We start from the raw sequence: 22,115 nt of genomic DNA on the forward strand, positions 1-22,115 counted from the left end.
GGCGTTTCTCAGGCGAAGACGCCCGGCAGGCGCAGCACGACGCGGGTGCCGGCGCCGGGGCTGCTGACGATGTTCAGGCTGCCGCCCAGGGCCAGCGTCCGTTCGCGCATGCCGAGCAGGCCGAAGGAAGTCGGCTGGCCGGGGACCCGCATGCCCTGGCCATCGTCGGTAACGGTGAGCAGCAGATCGCGATGCTCGGCACGGGCCTCGAACTCGACCCGGCTGGCCATGGCATGGCGGCTGACGTTGGTCAGCACCTCCTGGGCGATGCGATAGAGCGCGATCTCGGCATCGCGTCCGAGGCGGCAACGTTCGACTTCCGGGGTGCAGTCGAAGCTGCAGCGCAGGCCGCTGCGCTTCTGGAAATCGAGCAGCAGGCTTTCCAGCGCCGCCCACAGCCCGAGATGGTCGAGAACGCCCGGGCGCAGATCGTTCAGGATGCGGCGCACGGCCTCCATTGCGTGGTGGCTGATCTCGAGCATGCCGTCCAGCTTGTCGCGCAGGGCAGGGTCATCGCCCAGGCGCTGCCGCAACCAGGTCGATTCCAGTTGCAGGGCGGTCAGCGAGGCCCCGAGGTCGTCGTGAATATCGCGGGCGATGTGCCGGCGCTCCTCTTCACGGATGGTATTCAGGTGGGCCGACAGGCGGCGCAGCGCTTCGTGCGACTGGCGCAAGCCGTCATGGGCGGCGGTCAGCTCGGCGGTGCGTTCGCGGACTCTTTTTTCCAGCTGGTCGTGGGCTTCCTGCAACAGCCTTGCGGTGCGCTTGCGTTCGGTGATGTCGTTGAAAGTGACGACGGCACCGACCACCGTTTCGCCGTCGCGAATCGGGTAGGAGGCGTATTCAGCAGGGAAGCTGCTGCCATCACGCCGCCACAGCACCTCGCCATCGACCCGGATGCCCCGGCCTTCGCGAAAGGCCCGGTAGATCTGGCATTCGTGCACCGGCATCAGCGTTTGGTCAGCATGCGAGTGGTGGATCAGGTAGTGCATCGAGCGCCCGAGCACCTCGTCCGGCGTGTAACCGACCAGCGCGGCACCGGCTTCGTTGATAAAGATGCAGCGCCCCTTCAAGTCAATACCGTAGATGCCTTCGCCAGTCGACTCGAGGATCATCTCCAATTGACGACGCCAGGCCGCGTGATGCGAAAGGTTGTGCAGATCGGCGAACATGACTTTGCTGACGAAAGGGAAGCAGCAGCCATGCAATCATGGTGCCATGGCCAATGACCTGCCAGCACTGCAACGTTGCAGGCTGTGAAAATTCAAACAAAACTCGGTCTACCCGTTTCGCACCTTGCCACCGGCCGGTCGGTAAACTGATTGCATATACCTAAATCATGGACAGGCGCACCACGCCGGTGCAAAGTGCACGATATTGGTGCGTTTGCAGGATGCCAGGTTGGCACAGTTTTACCGGGCAGCCGGTTTTTGCGATGCCCGCGCCAGTCAATTCACTCGACATTAGCCTCGAACCGAGCACCGATCCGCATTTGCGTCCATGACCACAGCCATGACCTCTTCCCCCCACGTCAGACGCGCGAGTGGCCCCCGCTCAGCGTGGGTGCGTTTCGTACTTCCCCTGCTCGCTCTTTCGCTGCTTCTCGGCCTCATCGGTGCCGTCGGCTACGCTTACTTGAGCGAAGAAGTTCGCCGCGAGACCCATCGCACCCTAACGGTAATCGCCGAGCAGAAAAGGCAACACCTCGAGAACTCGCTGGCCGAGACCCGGATTGATGCGGAATTGTATTTTTCCGGCCACTCACCGATGGCAGCGCTCTTCCGGCAATGGCTCGATGGCGAACGACGCGAGACGGCGCTGCTCGAACGGATGCGGCAGCGCATGGAAGAGGTCGTCCACGGGCGGGCCTGGGCGGGGCTTGCGGTCACCGACGCTACAGGCCGCTCGGCCTTCGTCGTCGGCGATGCCGACATCGGTGCCCATGCCGCCTTGGCCAGGGAAATTATCCAGCGGCCGCGCACCGAATTTGTCGAACTCCACATCAATGCCCATGGCAAACCACAATACGGTCTACTGGTGCCAATCGGCGGCTCGGGAGAGATTCCGCTCGGCGTGGCCCTATTGACCTTCAGCGCCGACCAATCCCTGTTTCCTCTGGTCGAATCTTGGCCGGTCCCGACCCGGAGCGCTGAGACTTACCTGGTCCGGCGGGACGGTGACGATGTTCGCTTTCTGACGCCCCTGCGCTTCCAGCCGGATACGGCACAGGCCTTGATCCGCCCCTTGAATTCACCCGAAATGCCCGCCGCCAGGGCTGCACGCGGCGAACGCGGCATTCTCGCGGGCGGCCGCGATTACCGCGGCATTCCCGTACTGGCCTACGTCGCGGCGGTCGCCGGCACCTCGTGGCTGATGATCGCCGAAATCGACGAGGCCGAGGCCTATGCCGGTATCCAGACGATTGCCTGGGCCACCGGCCTGGTCATCGGGCTCGGATGCCTGCTCGTGTACTCCGCCGGCTACCAGTTGTGGCGCCGCGACCGGCAAGGCATGGAACTGCGAGCGCTTCAGGCCCAACAGGCGGCCGAGGCGCGCTTCCGCGTCGTCTTCGAGCAAGCGCCGCTCGGCGTGGCCTTGTTCGATGCCAAGAGCGGTCGAATCAGCGAAGCCAATCAACGATTCTCGGACATCGTCGGCCTGCCGGCCGACAAACTGGCCGGGCTCGACCCGATGGGCATCACGCATCCGGACGATATTCAGGAAAGCACCACGAAGCTCGCGCAACTCAAGGCGCGTGAAATCTCCGGCTATCACCTTGCCAAACGCTACCTTCGCCCGGATGGCAGCGAGGTGTGGATCAGTGCGACCTGCGCGCCGGTCACGGTGGACGGCGAGGAGTCGCCCCGCTATCTGGCCATTGTCGAAGACATCACGGCCCGCCGGCAGATCGAGGAGCGCCTGCGGATCAGCGAGGAGCGGCACCGCCTGCTCGCCGACAATGCCATCGACGTGATCCTGACGATGGATCTGGACGGGCGCTTTTCCTATGTCAGCCCGTCCGTTGAAAAGCTGCGGGGCTTCACGGCCGAAGAAGCGATGCAGCAATCCTTGGCCGAGGCCCTGACGCCCGACTCGCTGGTCATCGCCGAAGGCTATTTCGCCCAATTGCGCACCTGTGCGAAGGCCGGACGGCGGCTGCCATCGTTTAGAACCGAGCTTGAGCATCGTTGCAAGGACGGATCAGCCGTTTGGACCGAAGTCTCCGCCAGCCCACTGCTCAGCACGGAAGGCCAGCTCGTTGAAATTCTCGGCGTCGTCCGCGACATCAGCGAGCGTAAGCGCTACGAGCAGGAGCTACGGCAGGTTTACGAGGCGGCCGAGGCGGCGAACGCTGCCAAGAGCGAATTTCTGGCCCACATGAGCCATGAGATCCGGACACCGATGAATGCCGTGCTCGGCCTGGCGCAGGTCCTCGAGCGCGAACCACTCGCCGCCAATCAGCGCGAGATGGTCGAGCGCATCCGAACCGCCGGCCAATCGCTGCTCGCCATTCTCAATGACATCCTGGACTTGTCGAAGATCGAAGCCGGTCAGCTACGCATCGAGCCGCGGCCATTCCAACTAGGCACGCTTCTGGCCAATCTTGATAGCCTGATGGGCCAGGCCGCACGCGGCAAAGGGGTGGCCCTACGCACCGAGGCACCATTGCCCTCGATCGGGCCTCTGCTGGGCGATGGACTGCGCCTGGAACAGGTGTTATTCAACCTGGCCGGCAATGCCATCAAATTCACCGAACGGGGCGAGGTAGCGGTCATCGTCAAGCTCGTCGACAGCACGGAAACCTCCCTGCGACTGCGCTTCGAGGTCTGCGACACCGGTTGCGGCATCGAGCCCGAGGCGCTGGCCCGACTGTTTACCCCCTTCACCCAGGCCGACGCCGGGATCGCGCGTCGCTTCGGAGGCACCGGACTCGGACTCTCGATCAGCAAGCGCCTGGTCGAGCTGATGGGCGGCGGCATCGGGGCGGAAAGCCGGGTCGGTCTCGGCAGTACGTTCTGGTTCGAGCTGCCGTTCGCCAGGGCCGGCGAGATGGAGACGGTTGTCGCTTCCTCGCCGCCAGCCGGGCCGCGCCTGGCTGGTGCGCACGTGCTGGTGGTGGACGACAGCGCGATGAACCGCGACCTGGTCCAGCGCGCCCTTCTGCTCGAGGGGGCGACGGCGACGCTGGCGGCCGACGGCCAGCAGGCCGTCCTGCTGCTCAAGGCCCGGCCCGAAGCATTCGATGCGGTGCTGATGGACGTCCAGATGCCGGTGATGGATGGACTGACCGCGACCCGGACGATTCGCGGCGAACTCGGCCTGGCCAACCTGCCCATCATTGCCTTCACGGCCGGCGTCCGCGACGAACAGCAAAAGGCGGCGCGGGGGGCCGGCGCCAACGACGTGCTGGCCAAGCCCATGGACCTCGATCAGATGGCCGTTCTGCTGATGAACTGGGTAAAGCCTTGCTTCGCCGAGGATGCCGCGCCGTCCCTCCACAAAGGCATTGCGTCAGAGTCAGCCCCGCAGATTACGGGCATATCCGATGAATTCCCCGACATCGCAGGCATTGATCGCGAACGGGCAGTCAAGCGCCTGGGCGGTGATCGCGAGATGTTCCTGAGCCTGCTTCAGATGTTCTGCGATGACAACGGCGATGCGGCGGATCGGGCGGGGCGGGAACTGCTCGACGGCGACAGCGAGGCCGCTGCGCGGCGGATGCATACGCTGGGTAGCAATGCCGGATTCATCTGTGCGCTGGGCCTGATGGAATCGGCCAAGCGGCTTGAGACGGCTATCGAGCAGGATGCATCGGATATCCATGCGCAACTGTCGGCAATCGCCCTGGAGATCAGCGGACTCGTCGAAGCCAGCGCCTCATGGCGCCAAACTGCCCAGACGTTGTACTAAGGCCAGGCCGCCTCTGATTCCGACAGAGTTTTCGACTTTAATTGTCAGGAACAACAACCAATACCGAGAAACTTTTTATGGGCTTAGCACTCTTAGGCAGCGAGTGCTAAAATAATTTCAGCTATTGAAGGAGAACCCAACGCTATGACCCACGCCCTGGCTTACCCCATCCCCTCGGCCGTCGGTAACATCGATGCCTACATCCAGGCAGCGAACCGTTATCCGATCCTGTCCGAGAGTGAGGAAATCCGGCTGGCCGAGCGTTTCCACAACGAAGGCGATGTGGAAGCGGCGCGTCAGCTCGTCCTTTCGCACCTGCGCCTGGTGATCTCGATCGCCCGCGGTTACCTCGGTTACGGCCTGCCGCATGCCGATCTGATCCAGGAAGGCAACATCGGCCTGATGAAGGCGGTGAAGCGTTTCGACCCGGCGCGCGGCGTGCGTCTGGTTTCCTTCGCCATGCACTGGATCAAGGCCGAGATTCACGAATACATCCTGAAGAACTGGCGGCTGGTCAAGGTCGCGACGACCAAGGCCCAGCGCAAGCTGTTCTTCAACCTGCGCAGCCTGAAGAACGATTACGAAGGCGTCGATACGCTGTCCGGCACGCAGTCGGCCGAAGTCGCAGCCCGCCTCGGCGTCAAGCAGGCTGAAGTGATCGAGATGGAAACCCGCCTGACCGGTCGCGATCTGGCGCTCGAAGGCAACCCGGACGATGGCGACGAGGCCTTTGCGCCGATCGATTACCTGGCCGATTCGCGTTACGAGCCGACCCGCGTCATCGAAAGCAAGGCGGTTGCCCGCCTGGCCGACGAAGGTCTGCAGGAAGCGCTGGCCACGCTCGACCCGCGCAGTCGCCGGATCATCGAAACGCGCTGGCTGCACGATGGCGAAGCCGCCACCCTGCATGAACTGGCCGACGAGTTCAGCGTCTCAGCCGAGCGCATCCGGCAGATCGAGGTCAAGGCGCTGCAAAAGATGCGCGGCGTGCTGGCGCCGGCCTGAGTTCGCCGGAAACTGGATTTAAAAGGAGAGGAGCCGCGGCTCCTCTCCTTCATTGTGGCAGGCGAGTCGAAGGCGGGTTGTGGAAGCGCAGGCCAAAAGTGAAGACCTCCTTCGAACAGACATCGATGCAGCGCCCGCAATTAGTGCAGTTGGCGGCCAGGATGACAGGCCCGACGCCTTTGTCCTCGCCCTTGAGGGCCGGCCGGATGACCTGCGGCTCGGGGCAGACCTCGAAGCAGTCCATGCAGTCGTTGCAGGCGGCGCGGGCCGGCGCCGCGACACGCAGCGGGCTCCAGCGGCCGAGCAGGCTGTAGAAGGCGCCGACCGGGCAGAGATGGCCGCACCAGCCGCGGCTCATCACGAAGAGATCGAACAGGAAGACGCTCAGCACCACCATCCAGGCCGCGCCGAGGCCGAAGATCAGGCCGCGATGCAGCATCGAGACCGGGTTGATCAACTCCCAGAGCACCGTGCCGGTCAGCGCCGAGCCGACCAGGGTCATGCCGAGGATCCAGTAGCGGGTGGCGCGCCCCAGATGGACGCTGCCCTTGATGCCGAGACGGCCACGCAGCCAGCCGGCGGCATCGGTCACCAGATTGACCGGGCAGACCCAGCTGCAATAGACCCGGCCGCCGACCAGCAGGTAGAAGGCGAGCACGATGGCGACCCCGATCAAGCCAAGGCTTTCGGGCAGGTGACCGGTCATCGCCGACTGCAGCACGACATAGGGGTCGGTCAGCGGCAGGAAGCTCAGAGTGTAGCTGTAGGCGAGATTGCCCTTGACCAACCAGACCCCGGCCAGCGGGCCGAGCATGAAAAGGGCGAGGATGGCGAATTGCGACAGGCGGCGCAGGATCAGCCAGCGGTGGGCGCGCAGCCAGCCCTTGCTGGCGACGGCCTCGGCTCCGGTGCGGTGCTCACTCATGGCTTGCCTCCGAGGCCGGGCGGCAGGCTGGGAATGGCCCCCGCCTCGCTGCCGGGCAGGCCGCGGGCTGGCGCGGTGTTGCCGCTGGCCGGGTCATAGTGGCCGGGCAGGCTGGCCCCTTCGGGCATGCGGTCGGGGAGATCCATCATCTTCGATTCGTCGATCAGCGAGTGGCCAGCCTTCTTCTGCTCGTCCCAGCCGATGCGGTAGTGCTTGCCGAGCTCGCCCTTGGCCAGCTTGGGCGGCAGGACGCGAATGGCTGCTTCTTCGAGCACGCAGGATTTCTCGCACTTGCCGCAGCCGGTGCAATGCTCGGAATGCACGGTCGGCAGGAACATGGCGTGCCGCCCGGTGCGTTGGTTGGGCTGCATGTCGAGGGTGATCGCCTTGTCAATCACCGGGCAGACGCGATAGCAGACGTCGCAGCGCAGGCCGAGGAAATTGAGGCAAGTCTCGTGGTCGATGAGTACCGCGACGCCCATCTTCGACTGGTTGATGTCGGTCAGTGCGTGATCCAGGGCTCCGGTCGGGCAGGCCTTGATGCACGGGATGTCCTCGCACATCTCGCAGGGGATGGCGCGCGCCGTAAAGTAGGGTGTGCCGGTGGCGACCGGGGTTTCCGGCTTGGCCAGCGACAGGGTGTCGTAGGGGCAGTCGCGAACGCACAACCCGCAGCGGATGCAGGCGCCGAGGAATTCGTCCTCGGGGAGCGCGCCGGGCGGGCGCAGGGCGAGGGCGGGCAAGGCTTTCGACTGTTTGGCGTAGAGCCCGAGGCCAAGGCCGAGCATACCGACACCGCAAGCCATGCGGGCCGAGTCGAAAAGGAATTGGCGGCGGGCGGCGCCGGACTTGCCCGGGGAACTGTCTGAAGGTTTCATGATGAAGGAACAGCCGGCGGGCGGAGCTATCGCCCCGCCCGGTTTCCGGCACTCCCTGACGCCTTATTCGGGGAAAACCTGATGGCTACCAATCTACTCCATCAGCGTTTCCGAATGCTTAGCGCAGATCAAAGGTCTCGGAAAAACCTGCGTGGCGCAGGGGTATCAAAGTCCGGGAAACAACTGTCTGGCGTTGACGCTGGTCGCCGCCGCGACCTCGGCCAGGCTCAGGCCGCGCAGCTCGGACAGCGTCCGGGCCATCGGCAGCAACTCGGCCGGGGCATTGCGGCCACGATTGAGCCAGGCCGGCGGGATGTCCGGGGCATCGGTTTCGAGGACGATGGATTCGAGCGGCAGGGTCGCCGCCAGTTGGCGAATGCGCGTCGAACCGCTATAAGTCATCGCGCCACCGAAGCCGAGCTTGAAACCGAGCCCGATGAAAGCTTCAGCCTGTTGCCGGCTGCCGTTGAAGGCATGGGCGATGCCACCGGGCACGGCGATGCGACGCAGATGCTTGAGGATGTCGTCGACCGCCCGCCGGACGTGGAGCAGCACCGGCAGATTGAACTCGCGGGCCAATTTGAGCTGCTCGACATAGAAGAATTCCTGACGCGCCGGGTCGCTCTCGCCAACGTAATAGTCGAGCCCGATTTCGCCGATGGCCACCGGCTTTTCCCTGATCAGCCAGTCGCGCAGAATGCCAAGGTCCGTTTCCTTCGCCTGCATGACATAGAGAGGATGAATGCCGTAGGCCGCAACGCAGCCGGGATAGCGCTCGACCGCAGCTTTGAGTTTGGGAAAACTGTCCACCGCCACAGCCGGCACGACGATGCGTTCCACCCCGGCGGCCAGCGCCTCTGCCTGCACCGCGTCGCGATCGGCATCGAACTCGGCCGCGTCGAGGTGACAGTGGGTGTCGATCAGCATCGCCGGAAGGGAAATTCCGGTTCCGGGCGCCGGCCGCTGATCAGGTCGGCGAGCGCCGCGCCCGAGCCGCAGGCCATGGTCCAGCCCAGCGTGCCGTGGCCGGTGTTAAGCCACAGATTGCTGTAACGGGTCCGCCCGATGCACGGGACGTTGGACGGCGTGGCCGGGCGCAGGCCGCACCAGAACTCCGGCTCGCCTTCAACTTCGAGGCGAGGGAAGAGCTGGCGGACGCGCTGCATCAGTGCCTGGCAGCGCACAGCGTTGAGTTCGAGGTTGTAGCCGTTGAATTCGGCGGTGCCGGCGATGCGCAGGCGATCGCCGAGGCGCGAGAAAACCAGCTTGCGTTCGTCGTCGGTCAGGCTGACGCTCGGCGCTGGCGCGCCGTTGAGCAGTTTCAGCGTGGCCGAATAGCCCTTGGCGGGAAAGACCGGCAGGCTGATGCCGAGCGGCTTGACGAGCAAGGGCGAGTAGCTGCCGAGGGCGACGACGTAGGCATCGGCGGTGAGCAGTTCTGGTCCGCCTTCGCCATTGGCCAGGATGCCGGCGATCTGCCTGCCCCCCGGCGCGATGCGCTCGATGCTCAGGTTATGCCGGAACTCGACCCCCGCCACCTGTGCCCGCTCGGCCAGGGCGCGGGTGAATTTGTGGGCGTCGCCGGATTCGTCGGAGATGGTGTAGTCGCCACCGACCAGCAGATGCCGGGCATCGGCCAGCGCCGGCTCGATCTCGAGGCAGCGCTCGACATCGATGCTTTCCCTGTCGAGCCCGAACTGACGCATGACGGCGGTCGCCTCGACGGCCATCGCGTACTCCTGGCGGTCGGTATAGATGTGCAGGATGCCGCGTTCGAGCTGGTCGTACTGCAGCCCCAATTCCGCGCGCAGTTGCTGCAGCCGGCGCCGGCTGTAGAGCGAGAGGGCGACGATGGCGGCCATGTTGCGGCGCGTCCGCCCGGGCAGGCACTCGCCGAGGAAACGCAGGCCCCAGGCAAACTGGGCCGGGTCGGCCCGCCAGCGCCAGAGCAGGGGGGCATCCTCGCGCCCCAGCCATTTTCCTAGCCGGGGCAGGACGTTTGGATTGGCCCAGGGTTCGGCATGCGAGACCGATATCTGGCCGCCATTGGCAAAGCTGGTTTCGTTGCCGGCCACCGGCTGGCGGTCCACCACGGTGACCTGATGCCCGGCCTGGGCCAGATACCACGCGCTCGCCGTGCCGACGACGCCGGCGCCCAGGACGAGAACTTTCAAGCGTCGCCTCCGCGTTCGCGCACGATGCGGGTGACTTCCGGAATGTGGCGCATGCCGCGCATGACCGCCGCCAGATGGTTGCGATGGGCGACCTGAATGGTGAAACGGAGCACGGTGAACAGGCGCTCGGGATCGGCATCCATCGCGACATGCTCGATGTTCGAGCCGGCTTCGGAGATGGCTGCGGCGACCTGGGCGAGCACACCACGGGTGTTCTTGACCTCGACCTTGATGCGGATATCGAACAGTTTGCCGTCTTCCGGCTCCCACTCGACATCGATCCATTTTTGCGGCTCGGCCGAGCGCGATTTGCGGATGGTCGGGCAGTCGTGGGTATGGATGACCAGCCCACTGCCCTTCTTGATCGAGCCGATGATCGGATCGCCGGGGATCGGCTGGCAGCAGCGCGCCAGCTGGATGGCCATACCTTCGGTGCCGTGGATAGCCAGGGTCATATTGCTTGGCATGTCCGGCGACATGTTCTCGCGGGCGAGCAGGCGGCGGGCGACCACCGAGGGCAGACGCTTGCCGAGGCCGATGTCGGTATAGACCTCCTCGATCGAGCGCTGACCGCCGGATTTGACCATTTGGTCCCAGGCCTCGGCCGGAATAGAGATCGGCACCACACCGAGCGAGAGCAGTTCCTGGCGCAGCAGGCGCTCGCCGAGCCGGGCCGACTCCTCGTTCTGCATGGTGCGCAGGAAATGGCGGATCTTGCTGCGCGCCCGGCCGGTCTTGACGTAGGTCAGCCAGACCGGATTCGGGCTGGCCTGGTGCGAGGTGATGATCTCGACCAGGTCGCCATTGCGCAACTCGGTGCGCAGCGGCGACAGTTCCTGATTGACGCGGGCGGCCGAGCAGTGATGGCCGACATCGGTGTGCACGGCATAGGCAAAATCAACCACCGTCGCCCCGCTCGGCAGGGCCATGATCTTGCCCTTGGGCGTAAAGACGTAAACCTCGTCCGGGAAGAGATCGATCTTGACGTTCTCGAAGAACTCGGCCGAATCGTTGCCCTGCATTTCGAGCAAGGATTGCAACCATTTGTGCGTCTTGACCTGGAGGTCGGCGCCACTCTCCTCAATGTCCTTGTACAGCCAGTGCGCCGCAACACCTTCCTGCGCGACATGATGCATCTCGCGGGTGCGGATCTGCACTTCGACCGGCGTGCCGTAGGGACCGATCAGCGTCGTGTGCAGCGACTGGTAGCCATTGGCCTTGGGGATGGCGATGTAGTCCTTGAACTTGCCGGGCACTGGCTTGTAGAGGCTGTGCAGCGCGCCGAGCGCGAGATAGCAGGTCGGCACGTTGTCGACGACAACGCGGAAGCCGTAGATATCGAGCACCTGCGAAAAGGACAGGTGCTTTTCCTTCATCTTGCGGAAGATCGAATACAGACTCTTCTCGCGGCCGAATACTTCGGCTTTCAGGCCGGAATGGTCCAGCTTGCCCTTGATGCCGTCGAGAATCCGGGTCAGTAGTTCGTTGCGGTTGCCGCGTGCCGCCTTCAGCGCCTTGGCCAGCACTTCGGCGCGATGCGGGTAAATCAGGTGGAACGAGGTGTCCTGCAGTTCGCGATAGAGCTTGTTGAGGCCCAGGCGCAGGGCGATCGGCGCGTAGATTTCGAGGGTCTCGCGTGCGATGCGGGCGCGCTTGTCGGCGCGCATCGCCGACATCGTCTGCAGGTTGTGCTGGCGGTCGGCCAGCTTGATGAGCACGACGCGCAGATCGCGCGCCATGGCCATCAGCATCTTGCGGAAGTTCTCGGCCTGCGCCTCCTGGTAGGAGGCGAATTCCATCTTGTCGAGCTTGGACAGGCCATCGACCAGCTCGGCGACTTCCTTGCCGAATTTCTCGGCAAGCTCGCGCTTGGTGGCCCCGGTATCTTCGAGAACGTCGTGCAGCAGCGCGGCAGCCACGGCATCGGCATCCATCCGCCATTCGACGACGGCACCGGCAACGGCCAGCGGATGCGTGATGTAGGGCTCGCCCGACATGCGTTTCTGGCTCGCATGGGCGCGTGCGGCGAAGGCATACGCCGCCTTGATACGTTCTACATCGACGGGAGTTAGATAGTCGAGACTATCGAGGAAAACCCGGTAGGCGGGTTCCTCATGAGCGGGCGGCAGAGGCGACGGCGTTGAACCCATCTGTCTTCACCGCCCCAACCTTCAGGCCTGACCGCGGTTGAGCACTTCCAGACCAACCTTGCCAATCGCCATTTCGCGCAGGGCGATGACAGTCGGCTTGTCCTTCTCGGGATCGACCAGCGGCGTCGCGCCGTTGGCCAGCTGGCGGGCGCGGTGGGCAGCGGCCAGGGTCATCTGGAAGCGGTTGGGGATACGTTTCATGCAGTCGTCGACGGTAACGCGGGCCATGGGTAAACCTCTAAATCAGATCAATCGTGCAAAAAGGGCGGCGTGACGCGCACGCTGTGCCGCGAGGCTCAGGCGGGAGGCGCGCACGACGGCACGCAAATCATCCAGCGCCTGCTCCAGTTGGTCGTTAATAATAACATAGTCGAATTCGCCGACATGGCGCATCTCGGCCTGTGCCGCGGCCAAGCGACGGGAAATGACGGCCGCGCTGTCGGTGCCGCGCCCGGTCAGGCGCCGGGTCAACTCTTCCATCGAGGGCGGCAGGATGAAGATGCCGATCGCCTCGGCAAACAGCAAGCGGACCTGCTGCGCGCCCTGCCAATCGATTTCGAGCAGCACATCGCGACCAGCGGCCAGTTGGTCGGCGATCCAGGTCTTCGAGGTACCGTAGAAATTGCCATGGACCTCGGCCCACTCGAGGAATTCGTGGTGGTCGATCATGGCGCGAAACTCGGCGGTATCGACAAAATGGTATTCGCGGCCGTCCGTTTCGCCCGGCCGTGGGTCGCGGGTGGTATAGGAAACCGAGAGCTGGACGTCGAGCTCGCTTTCGAGCAGCAGGCGAACCAGGGTGGTCTTGCCGGCACCGGACGGTGCGGCGACAACGTAGAGATTTCCGGCCATGGTGTGTCTATTCTAGGTAATTGATCGGACAACAATTTATCAGACAGGCATTCTACCTGCGCCTGGGGGCGGCGCCCCGGCAACCAGCGCAGCAGGACTTCTCGCAAACGATCGGGATCGACCGGCTTGGCGAGGTGGTCGTTCATGCCGGCGTCGAAACAGCGTTGGCGGTCTTCGGCAAAGGCATTGGCGGTCATCGCGACGATCGGCGTAGCGGCGTAGCCGGGTAAGCGACGAATGCGTCGGGTCGCCTCGTAGCCGTCCATGTCGGGCATCAGGATGTCCATCAGGATCAGGTCGTAGCGCTCACATTGCAGCATGGCGATGGCCAGACTGCCGCTTTCGGCGAGATCGAGGGGAAGGCCGGCCAGTTCATCGATCAGTTCGACGGCAATCTCGCGATTCACCTTGTCGTCCTCGACCAGCAGGATGCGCGCCCCGCGAAAATCGGGCCGGGCGGAATCGATGACCTTGACCGGCGATGACTCGCCCGTTACACCGAATGCCGTTGCCGCTTGCGGTTTGCCGAAGCGTGCCGTCAGCCAGAAGGTGCTGCCCACGCCTGGCGTGCTGTCGACGCCGACTTCGCCGCCCATCATCCCGGCCAGGCGGCTGGTGATGGCCAGCCCGAGGCCGGTCCCGCCGTATTTTCGAGTCATCGAATTGTCAGCCTGCTCGAAGGCACTGAACAACCGCGCGAGCACCCCGGCCTCGATGCCGATCCCGGTGTCCTGCACTTCGAAGCGCACGAGCAGGGATTCGGCGTCCTCCTCAAGGACAGCCGCCCGCAGATCCACCGCCCCGGTTTCCGTAAATTTGATGGCGTTGGCCAGGTAATTGAGCAAGGCCTGGCTGAGCCGGGTCTGATCGCCAACCAGGACAGCCGGCAGGTTGGCCGTCGCCGTACGGAGTGCCAACCCCTTGCCCTCGGCTCGCTCGGCGCAGACTCCGACCAGGCGCTCGACGACATCGAGCATCAGAAACGGCGCCGACTCCAGGCGTAGCTTGCCGGACTCGATCTTGGAAATATCCAGCACGTCGTTGAGGATGGCCAGCAGGTGGTCGGCCGAGCCGGCTATCTTGGCCAGGCGATCGGCCTGGCGCGGCGTCAGCGGCTCACGGCGAAGCAGGTGGGTGAGGCCGATGATGGCATTCATCGGCGTCCGGATTTCGTGGCTCATATTGGCCAGGAATGAACTCTTGGCCTGATTCGCGGCTTCCGCCGCCTCCTTGGCCTGCACGAACTGGGTCGTTCGCTCCTCAACCAGTTGTTCGAGATGCTGGCGATAGGTCTCGAGTTCCCGGGCATTGCGCTTCGACTCGTCAATATCGGCAATCAAACCGACCAGACCGTACAACTGTCCGTCTTCGCCGCGCAGTTGCCGGCCGCAGAGAAAACCCCAGAAGATGCTGCCATCGTCGCGGACATACTCGCGTTCGTGACGAACGAAAGGGATTTCGCTGGTCATCAGCTTCTGCATCCGCTCGCGGCCGATCTCGCGTTCCTCGGGGTGAACCAGCGACACGTATTCACTGCCGACCAGGCGATCCAGAGGCACGCCCCACATGGTGGCCATGCGCTCGTTGGCCATGACGATCCGGCCACCGGTATCGACCAGAAAGATGGCGCCGTCCGAGGTATCGAAGATGGTGCGCAACATGCGCTCGCGCTCCGCCAGACGGCGCGCGTCGCGATACAGCAGATAAACTGCCAGGCCACTGAGCACCATGAAGAGCAGCAGCAAGGCCAGGGTTCCACGTAACTGGTGCTGCCAGGCCGCGAGATAGTCATCCTTGGGCATGCCGACATTGACGTAGAAGCGGTAGGCCGGGTTGAAACGATAGACATGTAGCCGCTCGATGCCATCGATACTGCTCGCACCGGAAACGTAGGTCCCGCCACCGGGCGTTACCGCCAGCGCCGCCCGAAATTCCTCCGACAGCCGGGCTGGACCGAAATCTGCCCCGCTCGGCGGTTTTGGTACGCGTGCGATCAGCCCGAGGTCGGCATCGCGCAGCGCGACCGAGCCCTTGCCCCCTAGCTTCAGTGCCGCGAACTGCTTCTCGAAATACTCCAGGCCGACACTGGCCAGGGCGACGCCGGCAAAGCCTCCGTCTCGGTCGTTCAAACGGCGCGCCAGAATGAGCGTCCATTTGCCAGTCACAAAACCGAGCACCGGCTTCGAAATAATCAGCCCGGCCTGGGGATCGTCGCGCAAGATCCTGAAATACTCGCGCTCGCGGATGTCGGCGCGTTTCCCGCCTGCGCCAAAAACCAGATCGCCATCGGCATTGGCCACCAGCAGCGCGATGACCGTCTCCTGGCGATCCCGCAAGCGGGCGAGCGCCCCGTCCATCGCAACCGGATCGAGCGCACCGCTCACCAACTGCCGCGCATGCTCATCGACCACCGAGCGGACCACGAGGTCAACCTTTTCCAGCGATGCCGCAACGTCGCGTTCGAGAACCAAGGCCAGGTTTTCCACTTCTCCCCGGGCACGCTCCTGCAGGTGTTCAAGACTGGCCTGCAGGAAGAAGGCGGCTAAACCGAGCACGCACAAGGCGATCAGCAGCCACCCGACAAACAAACGGCGGGCCAGCTCCCTGGAGGACTTAGGGGAAACATCGGTGATATTGGCCAGCATACCCGGCAGCAACCTCGGCGCGCTTCGCAGTTGATCAGTATCCGCAGACTACCGGGCCAGCCCGGCTGCGACAAGAAAATACAGCGCCGGCCACGGCGCCCCAAGCGCGAACTAGGACAAAGGAATAAACGTCCCCAAACAAAGAAAAAGCCGCTGATCAGCGGCTTTCCCGGGGAGGCACGACGAGCCGAAACGGCCCAGTGCTTATTCCAAGTTGGATCTGAATCAGTAGTGGCGGGCGTTGGCGCCCGCCACTACTGATTCATCGATATTCGACTTTTCCTGAATGTACACGCTTGGGTACACGATTTTCATGCCCTTATCTGATCCAATGTGAGACGACTGATTGTAACCGCCCTAAGAATCCCCTCGGGAATTTCCTAAAACATAGCGGGGAGTGTTCATCGTGGCCAGAGTAGACGTAGCATTTAAGTTCTCAATGTCTTCTGCCTTAAAAAACACTAACAATGACTGATGAACAGTTTGAGTACCGCTGCGCCATTGTTCTACCGCCAGGAGAGAGACATCCAGCAATGGTTGTCTTGAATCTCATGGCATTGGCCGTGCGCAACAGAGATCATGATGGCCCACCTCAGTCTAACCAGCCACCGGTCTTCCACTGGAACACCCTAAGCAGAGTTTACACCCCCCACGACTTCTCGACATGCACGCCTAATGGCGAGCCGCTAGAGCAAGCCACGGGCCAACTCAAGGACACCTCCACGGCCGGGGAAAAGCTTTTGATCTGGGATGACCGAGCAGAAAGAATCAAGTCTTCGCTCTTAAAGGAATTGTATCAGTCGGCCCGCAACAGACAGTTGAATCTATGGAGTCTCTTCGGTGACACGGTCAAAGAGCCACCGGATGACTCTGCTGAATCGCCCCGGGTTTGGTGGAGGCTCTAACTCTTGAGAAGATAGAGCCATGAAGAAGTCAGTTAAGTTCTCCCCCGAATTTCGTGAGCGCGCCGTGCGCATGGTTGCCGAAAGCCGTGCCGATCATCCGTCGCTGTGGTCAGCCGTTGAATCCATTGCGGTCAAGATCGGTTGCACGCCGCAGACGCTGCTGACCTGGGTGCGTCAGCACGAACGAGATGCCGGCCAGCGCGAAGGGCCGACCACGGCGGACCAGAAGCGTGTCAAGGAACTGGAGCGCGAGGTCAAAGAGCTGCGCAAAGCCAACGAGATCCTCAAGCTTGCCAGCGCGTTTTTCGCCCAGGCGGAGCTCGACCGCCGATTCAAGTCTTGAGGTCTTTCGTCGACGAGCATCGTGCTGCCTTCGGGGTCGAGCCGATCTGCAGGCAATTGCAGATTGCCCCGTCGGGCTACCGGCGTCATGTCGCTCGGCGGCGCAATCCTGAACAGCGCAGTCAGAGAGTGCGGCGTGACGAGGTGTTAGTGCCCGAGATCAAGCGCGTCTGGCAGGCCAACCTGCAGGTCTATGGTGCCGACAAGGTCTGGCGGCAACTGAACCGCGAAGGCATCGCGGTGGCCCGTTGTACGGTCGAGCGACTCATGCGGCGTCAAGGTTTGCGCGGAGTCATGCGCGGCAAGGTGGTGCGCACCACGATCAGCGACAGCAAAGCGGCTTGCCCGCTGGATCGGGTCAATCGACAGTTCAAGGCCGACCGTCCCAATCAGTTGTGGGTCTCGGACTTCACCTATGTCTCGACCTGGCAAGGCTGGTTATATGTGGCTTTTGTCATCGACGTTTTTGCCCGCCGTATCGTGGGTTGGCGAGTGAGCAGTTCCATGCATACGGACTTCGTGCTCGATGCGCTGGAACAGGCGCTGTACGCCCGTCAGCCGAGTCCCGACGAGGCCTTGATCCACCACTCGGACAGGGGCTCGCAGTACGTCTCGATCCGCTACAGCGAGCGACTGGCCGAAGCCGGGATTGAGCCATCAGTCGGCAGCAAGGGCGACAGCTACGACAACGCGCTAGCCGAGACGATTAATGGCTTGTACAAGGCGGAGATGATCCACCGGCGCGCCCCTTGGAAAACCAGGGAATCCGTGGAGCTGGCAACTCTGGAATGGGTGTCTTGGTTTAACCACCACAGGCTGCTTGAACCGATTGGCTATATCCCCCCCGCAGAAGCTGAGGCAAACTACTACAGGCAACTCGCCGATCAGGCCGCCATCGTGGCCTGACTTAAACCAACCGGCCTCCACGGAAACCGGGGCGATTCACATCACGCTGCAACGCCGCCACGACTGCGGACCGCTTACGCCTTAGCTGCCAAGCCGCCTTGCGGAGGGTGCTGCTTCGATGCAACCAAACTTCATGTTCTGTGGAACGGATATAGCCGGATTTGACCTCCAGTAACAATAGAAGCCCGTCGCGATAACAAATCAGATCAATCTCACCGGGATCTTCCTGTTCAGTTCGTTCAGGTTGATACCCGACTTCAACTGTAAAACCGCACAGCCGCATTTGTTCGGCCAGCCGCTCTTCGATCCGTCGCGTCTCGCTCATCCGGCCAGAGCGCCGGGCACCAATGCGGCGGAGATTATTGACCACTGCAGTAAGGTTGTTTTGTTGCGCGACCACCCATGGAAACTGAAAGTTATAGCGCCCGATTTTGTAAAAGGGACGTTCGTACAATGTGGGAATAGGCAAATTGGGCTGTTCCTTCAAACTGCCCGAAAGCGCCTTCAGATCGTTAGTCCAGAAGCTCAAGATCGCCTTGGCAGCCTGACGGCTACCTTGCGGATAGTCACGACAGACAGTCCAGCCGATAGTTTTTTCGATCTTTTGGCTTTCCTCAGCCCACGTCATGGGAAAACGATTCTCCCCTTCCAGCAGGCCATTAAACGCCAACTTGCTCAACGCCTGAACCAGCACGCCACAGTCGGCATAATGCTGTTGAAAGGGTTGCACATAGGCGCTCTGAAAAAATGCAGAATGCAGTTCGCTTGCTAGCAATATCTGCAACAGAGGGGCTTTGCCACCTTCCGCCAGATGGATCTCTTCATCTAGGCCGTATATTTCACGCAGCTGCAGCATGCTACGTAAAGCCTTGATGTAAGCGAGCGCATTCTGTTCATGGTTTTCAAGGGAACCTATCTGCTGTTGAGCCATTCCTCGTGCAACGAACTCGCCGACGCCTCGATTCATCCAGTAGTGCCAAAGGGCCTGAGACTTTTGTTCGGTGCGCTGCCAGGTACGGGCCCCTTGGTCGGTCTCGTTATAAATCACGGACTCGCCGGGTTTGAGCTGATAGCGGCACTCTGGATCAAAACAGAACCAATCGATTGACCCTTCATAATCGATACGTTCCTGCGTTGCCGAGATCAGTACAGCAACGGCTTCGAGGTTGCCTATGCATTCCTGGGTTATCGATGGGGAGGGAAAAAGAATAGGCGACAGATGCTGCTTCAGTGATTGCGCCAGGCTTGCCTCTCCAAGCGCGAAATCGTCATCGCCACAGGTCTTCAGCTTGTTGGAAATAATGCGGTTGTAGACATCCCAATTGCCACTCACTGGCGTGTGTGGCGCATCGGGAATTAACTGCTCATAAGCCAAAACACTGAGATACGACATGGTCTCCAGCAAGGAAAGGTGCTTGATCCGTTCCTCAGCCGATCGGATTAACCCATCAAAGGGCTCTAGCTGATCCATGAGACGATCACAAACCCCGAAAAAAACATTCCACTCGTCGCCCGCTAACCGCTGGCGCAAAAGCTTCCAAAGCGAAGAGTCAGTTCGGGTAAATAGTTTAGAAAAGCGAATGGCCCATTGCAGCATGTCCGCTGAGCTTTGGCCCAGATAAACCAGGGATTCGATGTCAATTGCACTCTCATGGCGCAGGATTCGGCTCAATGCCAGAGCGGCCAGTTTCGAGTCATTGACGATGCTTGCCTGCATCCAGAAAGGCGCAGCCGCTAATCCAGCCGCTCGATCAAAAGAAGATAGGCCTTTGCTTGCAGGGCGCTGATCGAGAAAATGTTGCAGGCACTCATCTAGTGCCTGGCCATTATCAGCAATGTGCAGTTGGCGAGCATAAACCGCCATGTAGTGCTGTAGGCAACGATGGGCTTTTTCACTAAGGACAGACATCAGGCAATTAGCGATAGCTCGCAACTGAGCGCTTTACAGTTACAGACTTAAAGCCAAAGCTGGCCAGCATTTGTTTCACGACGCCCAGATTTGAGGCGTTTTTCGGACCGAGTACAACCTCTTTAATAAGGTCATCGGGCTCAATCATCGAGAGAGACAATTCGTAGTAGTTGCGGATTTCACTTTCAGTAGCACGAAACTTCCGTGAGGCTATTGCGCCGCCCGCAAAGGCAACCTGAGAGTCGTTCAGGTGAGGTGTCAGAATGAGCCTAAATTCATCCTCCTCCTCAAAGGCTTTGGATTTAACAGCCCATCGTTCCTTGCCTAGGGTCTGGAGATAGTCCACAGATGGCTTGTCGCCACCGCTGATCAGCGTTTTGTGAAGCTTGTTTAATAGATCCTTGCTTAGGTCCTTAGTCTCGTCCGCATAGGTGACTGGATAAAGTAAGCCGATAGATGAACCTTTGATGATTTTTTTTAGTGCCTCGCTATTAAAGCCAATGGACACACCCTTGCCATCGCCTGCATATCCGCGCCATTGGCTTAGCATATCGCCGTGCGTTGTCAGGCAATTCACGAAAAACTCAAATTGATCCAGACTTGCAAGTACTTCATTGATCTTGTTTTCTGCGATCGTAAGCGTGTCCGCATAGTTGCGAGCTAACCTATTAAAAATCTCGCCCTCTGCTGAGTCATTTAGATGCCACTTGCTACTCAGCCAAATCGCACGATGTTGAACAATGCTCAGCAGCACGGGTTGGGTGGTGTAGTGATACAGGATGTCTGGAATAACCTTTTTCATTGTCGTTTTGGATTTCATCGCGAAGCAAGTTCTATGTTGAAATAGAGGGCAGCCTCTTCTTCACCCATGAATCTGGAGTGGCGAGACTCATGCGCCGAGTATTTTGTCTCAATCGGTTGGATAGTATTACGATAATTCCACGTAGCTATACCAATGCATGATGAATACTTCGTCTGTGTCATTTTTTGGCGCCTTATCTGCGCCACGCGCCATTCCACAGCGTCGTTGCGTTGATCACGCTAATCAGCAGCTTAAATACCTTGCACCTGCATCAATTAGCATCTAACTCGCCCTGACTACCGCCAACCCTTGCCAGTTCGTTGTATACGCGGGCGACAAATTGCCTCGACGCATCTGTCATGACTGCTCAATACCTTCGGCTGCTAGATGCGAAATCGCGCTGTGTTGACCACTGAATCGCATCCAATCTGACCAGACGAAATCATCAACTTGACCAGCCAAAGCCGAACAGCAGTAGCGTGCCCGATGCGGAAGTTGCAAGTTTGAAGAAGCGGACGTTCAGGAACGTGAAGGTGAGAGGCGATGGTCCGGCCTCGCTGGCACAGTATCCCAGCGGCGAAGCCGCGCCTCGACCGTAGTGATAGCAAGCACGCGCAAAATTGTTGAAAGGGTGTTGCTCATTTCTTCTTTCCTAAGCCAACGGCTCCTCCCGGAACAACTGAAAACCACTTTGCAGAGTTACGCACTTCCTTACTAAATATTGGCTTCCCGGCCATTTTGGCGCCTTCGGCCACAACCCTCTTAGTATTCAGTACGTTTTCTCCGCGCTCCACTGCAACCTTAATTGCAGCAACAAATTCGTCTGGGCTGATATCGGGATGCTTCTTGTTCTTGTGCTTCAGCGCGCGCTTTGCGAGGAACTTTTCACCGCAAATTGGGCAGTTGATGTCTAGTTGCCATTCCTTCATTGCAGACTACTCACTAACGAGGGTGTAGAAAAACTAGGGCCGAAGGTTTTGACCCCAAAGCGTTCCCCATTTTGGGCAAAAAGCGGCCCACACAACAGCCACCGTTCTCCACTCTCTTGATAATTCCATTAGCTTTATTCACCCGAATCTCCACGTCAAAAACCACCAAAAGGTTTTTCTACAGCCTCAACGTAGAAGTGAGCGGCCTGCGCGGCATTTCGCGCAGGTCCGCTCGACTGCCGGGTTAGAAGGGCAAATTAACGAGAGTTGCTTGTCATTTACTTTTTTTCGGATTGCTAGATTTGCTAGGTTTGAGGGACGGTGTATTCCCTGGTGTTGTTTTGTTATCACGGCGGCGCTGATCCGGTTTCCCTGTTGATTTTGCTATCGGCTTTGGTCCTGGTTTAAGTGTCATGAATGCTCTCCCTTGTGGTTTAAAAATTACAGCGTGTGCGTACCTTCTAACAGTTAATAGACGGACCCATGGGTCCGCCTATGCATATTCGAGCGGACGCCCGAAAAATAACGGAATCCTTGAATTGGCAACGATTTTCGCGCATTGGGCCCGAAGTCTGATTTACGAAAAAGGAGACAGAGCAGCAAGTATCTATTCATCTTGCATTGGACTCAAGCGGAATGACCGCTAACGGCAAAATCGTTCAATAACCGCTTTTGGCCGACGGCCGCCCTATGCCAAATCATTGGTCAACGAGATGATAGCGCTTGGTCACGTGCCGTGAGATTAAGAGGTCAACTGATTGGAGATTTCGCAGCTAGACATC

16 protein-coding genes, 1 pseudogene and 1 other annotated feature are annotated in these 22,115 nt (G+C 60.8%); of the genes and pseudogenes, 3 read left to right on the plus strand and 14 right to left on the minus strand.

Features of this window, described 5'->3' with window-relative positions:
- Nucleotides 1–8: 8 nt before the first annotated feature.
- A complete protein-coding gene (locus NQE15_RS22485) occupies nucleotides 9–1,172 on the minus strand; it encodes a PAS domain-containing sensor histidine kinase (RefSeq protein ID WP_265944959.1) in 1,164 nt (387 codons plus the stop codon).
- Nucleotides 1,173–1,512: 340 nt separating this feature from the next.
- Between NQE15_RS22485 and NQE15_RS22490 the strand changes: the two genes are divergently transcribed.
- Both NQE15_RS22490 and rpoH read left to right on the plus strand, forming a co-directional pair.
- Nucleotides 1,513–4,911: a PAS domain S-box protein gene (locus tag NQE15_RS22490; RefSeq protein WP_416336487.1), complete on the plus strand. Its 3,399-nt coding sequence runs from the start codon at nucleotides 1,513–1,515 to the stop codon at nucleotides 4,909–4,911.
- Between the two features lie 144 nt (nucleotides 4,912–5,055).
- The gene (gene rpoH / locus NQE15_RS22495) at nucleotides 5,056–5,916 is read left to right on the plus strand and encodes an RNA polymerase sigma factor RpoH (protein WP_265944963.1); all 861 of its coding nucleotides are present in this window, start codon (nucleotides 5,056–5,058) and stop codon (nucleotides 5,914–5,916) included.
- 49 nt (nucleotides 5,917–5,965) lie between these two features.
- On the opposite strand, the gene napH is transcribed toward rpoH, so the two are convergent.
- The 8 genes and pseudogenes from napH to NQE15_RS23960 all read right to left on the minus strand — a co-directional run.
- Nucleotides 5,966–6,841: a quinol dehydrogenase ferredoxin subunit NapH gene (gene napH / locus NQE15_RS22500; protein ID WP_265944965.1), complete on the minus strand. Its 876-nt coding sequence runs from the start codon at nucleotides 6,839–6,841 to the stop codon at nucleotides 5,966–5,968.
- The gene (napG, locus tag NQE15_RS22505; RefSeq protein WP_265944967.1) at nucleotides 6,838–7,719 is read right to left on the minus strand and encodes a ferredoxin-type protein NapG; all 882 of its coding nucleotides are present in this window, start codon (nucleotides 7,717–7,719) and stop codon (nucleotides 6,838–6,840) included. The genes napH and napG overlap by 4 nt, the downstream gene beginning before the upstream one ends.
- A 165-nt stretch (nucleotides 7,720–7,884) precedes the next feature.
- Complete coding sequence (locus NQE15_RS22510; RefSeq protein ID WP_265944969.1) at nucleotides 7,885–8,646, minus strand: TatD family hydrolase; 762 nt, start codon at nucleotides 8,644–8,646, stop codon at nucleotides 7,885–7,887.
- Nucleotides 8,640–9,893, minus strand: coding sequence for a D-amino acid dehydrogenase (locus NQE15_RS22515; protein WP_265944971.1), 1,254 nt, complete (start codon nucleotides 9,891–9,893; stop codon nucleotides 8,640–8,642). The genes NQE15_RS22510 and NQE15_RS22515 overlap by 7 nt, the downstream gene beginning before the upstream one ends.
- Nucleotides 9,890–12,043, minus strand: a complete 2,154-nt coding sequence (locus NQE15_RS22520) for a RelA/SpoT family protein (protein WP_265944973.1) — start codon at nucleotides 12,041–12,043, stop codon at nucleotides 9,890–9,892. The genes NQE15_RS22515 and NQE15_RS22520 overlap by 4 nt, the downstream gene beginning before the upstream one ends.
- Before the next feature lie 21 nt (nucleotides 12,044–12,064).
- A complete protein-coding gene (rpoZ, locus tag NQE15_RS22525; protein ID WP_265944975.1) occupies nucleotides 12,065–12,271 on the minus strand; it encodes a DNA-directed RNA polymerase subunit omega in 207 nt (68 codons plus the stop codon).
- A gap of 15 nt (nucleotides 12,272–12,286) precedes the next feature.
- Nucleotides 12,287–12,895, minus strand: coding sequence for a guanylate kinase (gmk, locus tag NQE15_RS22530; RefSeq protein WP_265944977.1), 609 nt, complete (start codon nucleotides 12,893–12,895; stop codon nucleotides 12,287–12,289).
- A 155-nt stretch (nucleotides 12,896–13,050) separates the two neighbouring features.
- Nucleotides 13,051–15,540: pseudogene (locus NQE15_RS23960) on the minus strand (ATP-binding protein); the annotation flags it as partial.
- A gap of 924 nt (nucleotides 15,541–16,464) precedes the next feature.
- On the opposite strand from NQE15_RS23960, the gene NQE15_RS22540 reads away from it, so the two are divergent.
- A protein-coding gene (locus NQE15_RS22540) for an IS3 family transposase (protein ID WP_265941681.1) occupies nucleotides 16,465–17,693 on the plus strand; the annotation gives its coding sequence in 2 pieces (ribosomal slippage) (nucleotides 16,465–16,753 and nucleotides 16,753–17,693; 1,230 coding nt in all).
- Nucleotides 16,743–16,859 (plus strand) — a sequence feature (AL1L pseudoknot). Its footprint overlaps the gene before it by 117 nt.
- Before the next feature lies 1 nt (nucleotide 17,694).
- On the opposite strand, the gene NQE15_RS22545 is transcribed toward NQE15_RS22540, so the two are convergent.
- The 5 genes from NQE15_RS22545 to NQE15_RS22560 all read right to left on the minus strand — a co-directional run bounded on the left by NQE15_RS22545 (nucleotide 17,695) and on the right by NQE15_RS22560 (nucleotide 21,748).
- On the minus strand, nucleotides 17,695–19,557 hold the full coding sequence (locus NQE15_RS22545) for a hypothetical protein (protein ID WP_265944979.1): 1,863 nt from the start codon (nucleotides 19,555–19,557) through the stop codon (nucleotides 17,695–17,697).
- A 52-nt stretch (nucleotides 19,558–19,609) separates the two neighbouring features.
- Nucleotides 19,610–20,422, minus strand: a complete 813-nt coding sequence (locus tag NQE15_RS22550) for a DUF2971 domain-containing protein (protein ID WP_265944980.1) — start codon at nucleotides 20,420–20,422, stop codon at nucleotides 19,610–19,612.
- A 264-nt stretch (nucleotides 20,423–20,686) separates the two neighbouring features.
- Nucleotides 20,687–20,758 (minus strand): DUF4113 domain-containing protein, encoded by a 72-nt coding sequence (locus tag NQE15_RS24120; RefSeq protein ID WP_416336553.1) that lies wholly within the window; start codon nucleotides 20,756–20,758, stop codon nucleotides 20,687–20,689.
- A 284-nt stretch (nucleotides 20,759–21,042) separates the two neighbouring features.
- Nucleotides 21,043–21,333, minus strand: coding sequence for a C2HC-type zinc finger protein (locus NQE15_RS22555; protein WP_265944982.1), 291 nt, complete (start codon nucleotides 21,331–21,333; stop codon nucleotides 21,043–21,045).
- A 274-nt stretch (nucleotides 21,334–21,607) separates the two neighbouring features.
- Nucleotides 21,608–21,748 (minus strand): hypothetical protein, encoded by a 141-nt coding sequence (locus tag NQE15_RS22560; RefSeq protein ID WP_265944984.1) that lies wholly within the window; start codon nucleotides 21,746–21,748, stop codon nucleotides 21,608–21,610.
- Between the last annotated feature and the right edge of the window lie 367 nt (nucleotides 21,749–22,115).

The sequence above is a fragment of the Dechloromonas sp. A34 genome, assembly GCF_026261605.1.
Lineage (GTDB): Bacteria > Pseudomonadota > Gammaproteobacteria > Burkholderiales > Rhodocyclaceae > Azonexus.

Excerpts from the sequence above, each read along its gene's own strand:
- NQE15_RS22485 (WP_265944959.1), bottom strand. The coding sequence starts at position 1,172 with ATGTTCGCCGATCTGCACAACCTTTCGCATCACGCGGCCTGGCGTCGT.
- NQE15_RS22490 (WP_416336487.1), top strand. The coding sequence starts at position 1,513 with ATGACCTCTTCCCCCCACGTCAGACGCGCGAGTGGCCCCCGCTCAGCG.
- rpoH (WP_265944963.1), top strand. The coding sequence starts at position 5,056 with ATGACCCACGCCCTGGCTTACCCCATCCCCTCGGCCGTCGGTAACATC.
- napH (WP_265944965.1), bottom strand. The coding sequence starts at position 6,841 with ATGAGTGAGCACCGCACCGGAGCCGAGGCCGTCGCCAGCAAGGGCTGG.
- napG (WP_265944967.1), bottom strand. The coding sequence starts at position 7,719 with ATGAAACCTTCAGACAGTTCCCCGGGCAAGTCCGGCGCCGCCCGCCGC.
- NQE15_RS22510 (WP_265944969.1), bottom strand. The coding sequence starts at position 8,646 with ATGCTGATCGACACCCACTGTCACCTCGACGCGGCCGAGTTCGATGCC.
- NQE15_RS22520 (WP_265944973.1), bottom strand. The coding sequence starts at position 12,043 with ATGGGTTCAACGCCGTCGCCTCTGCCGCCCGCTCATGAGGAACCCGCC.
- rpoZ (WP_265944975.1), bottom strand. The coding sequence starts at position 12,271 with ATGGCCCGCGTTACCGTCGACGACTGCATGAAACGTATCCCCAACCGC.
- gmk (WP_265944977.1), bottom strand. The coding sequence starts at position 12,895 with ATGGCCGGAAATCTCTACGTTGTCGCCGCACCGTCCGGTGCCGGCAAG.
- NQE15_RS22545 (WP_265944979.1), bottom strand. The coding sequence starts at position 19,557 with ATGGCGGTTTATGCTCGCCAACTGCACATTGCTGATAATGGCCAGGCA.
- NQE15_RS22550 (WP_265944980.1), bottom strand. The coding sequence starts at position 20,422 with ATGAAATCCAAAACGACAATGAAAAAGGTTATTCCAGACATCCTGTAT.
- NQE15_RS22555 (WP_265944982.1), bottom strand. The coding sequence starts at position 21,333 with ATGAAGGAATGGCAACTAGACATCAACTGCCCAATTTGCGGTGAAAAG.
- NQE15_RS22560 (WP_265944984.1), bottom strand. The coding sequence starts at position 21,748 with ATGACACTTAAACCAGGACCAAAGCCGATAGCAAAATCAACAGGGAAA.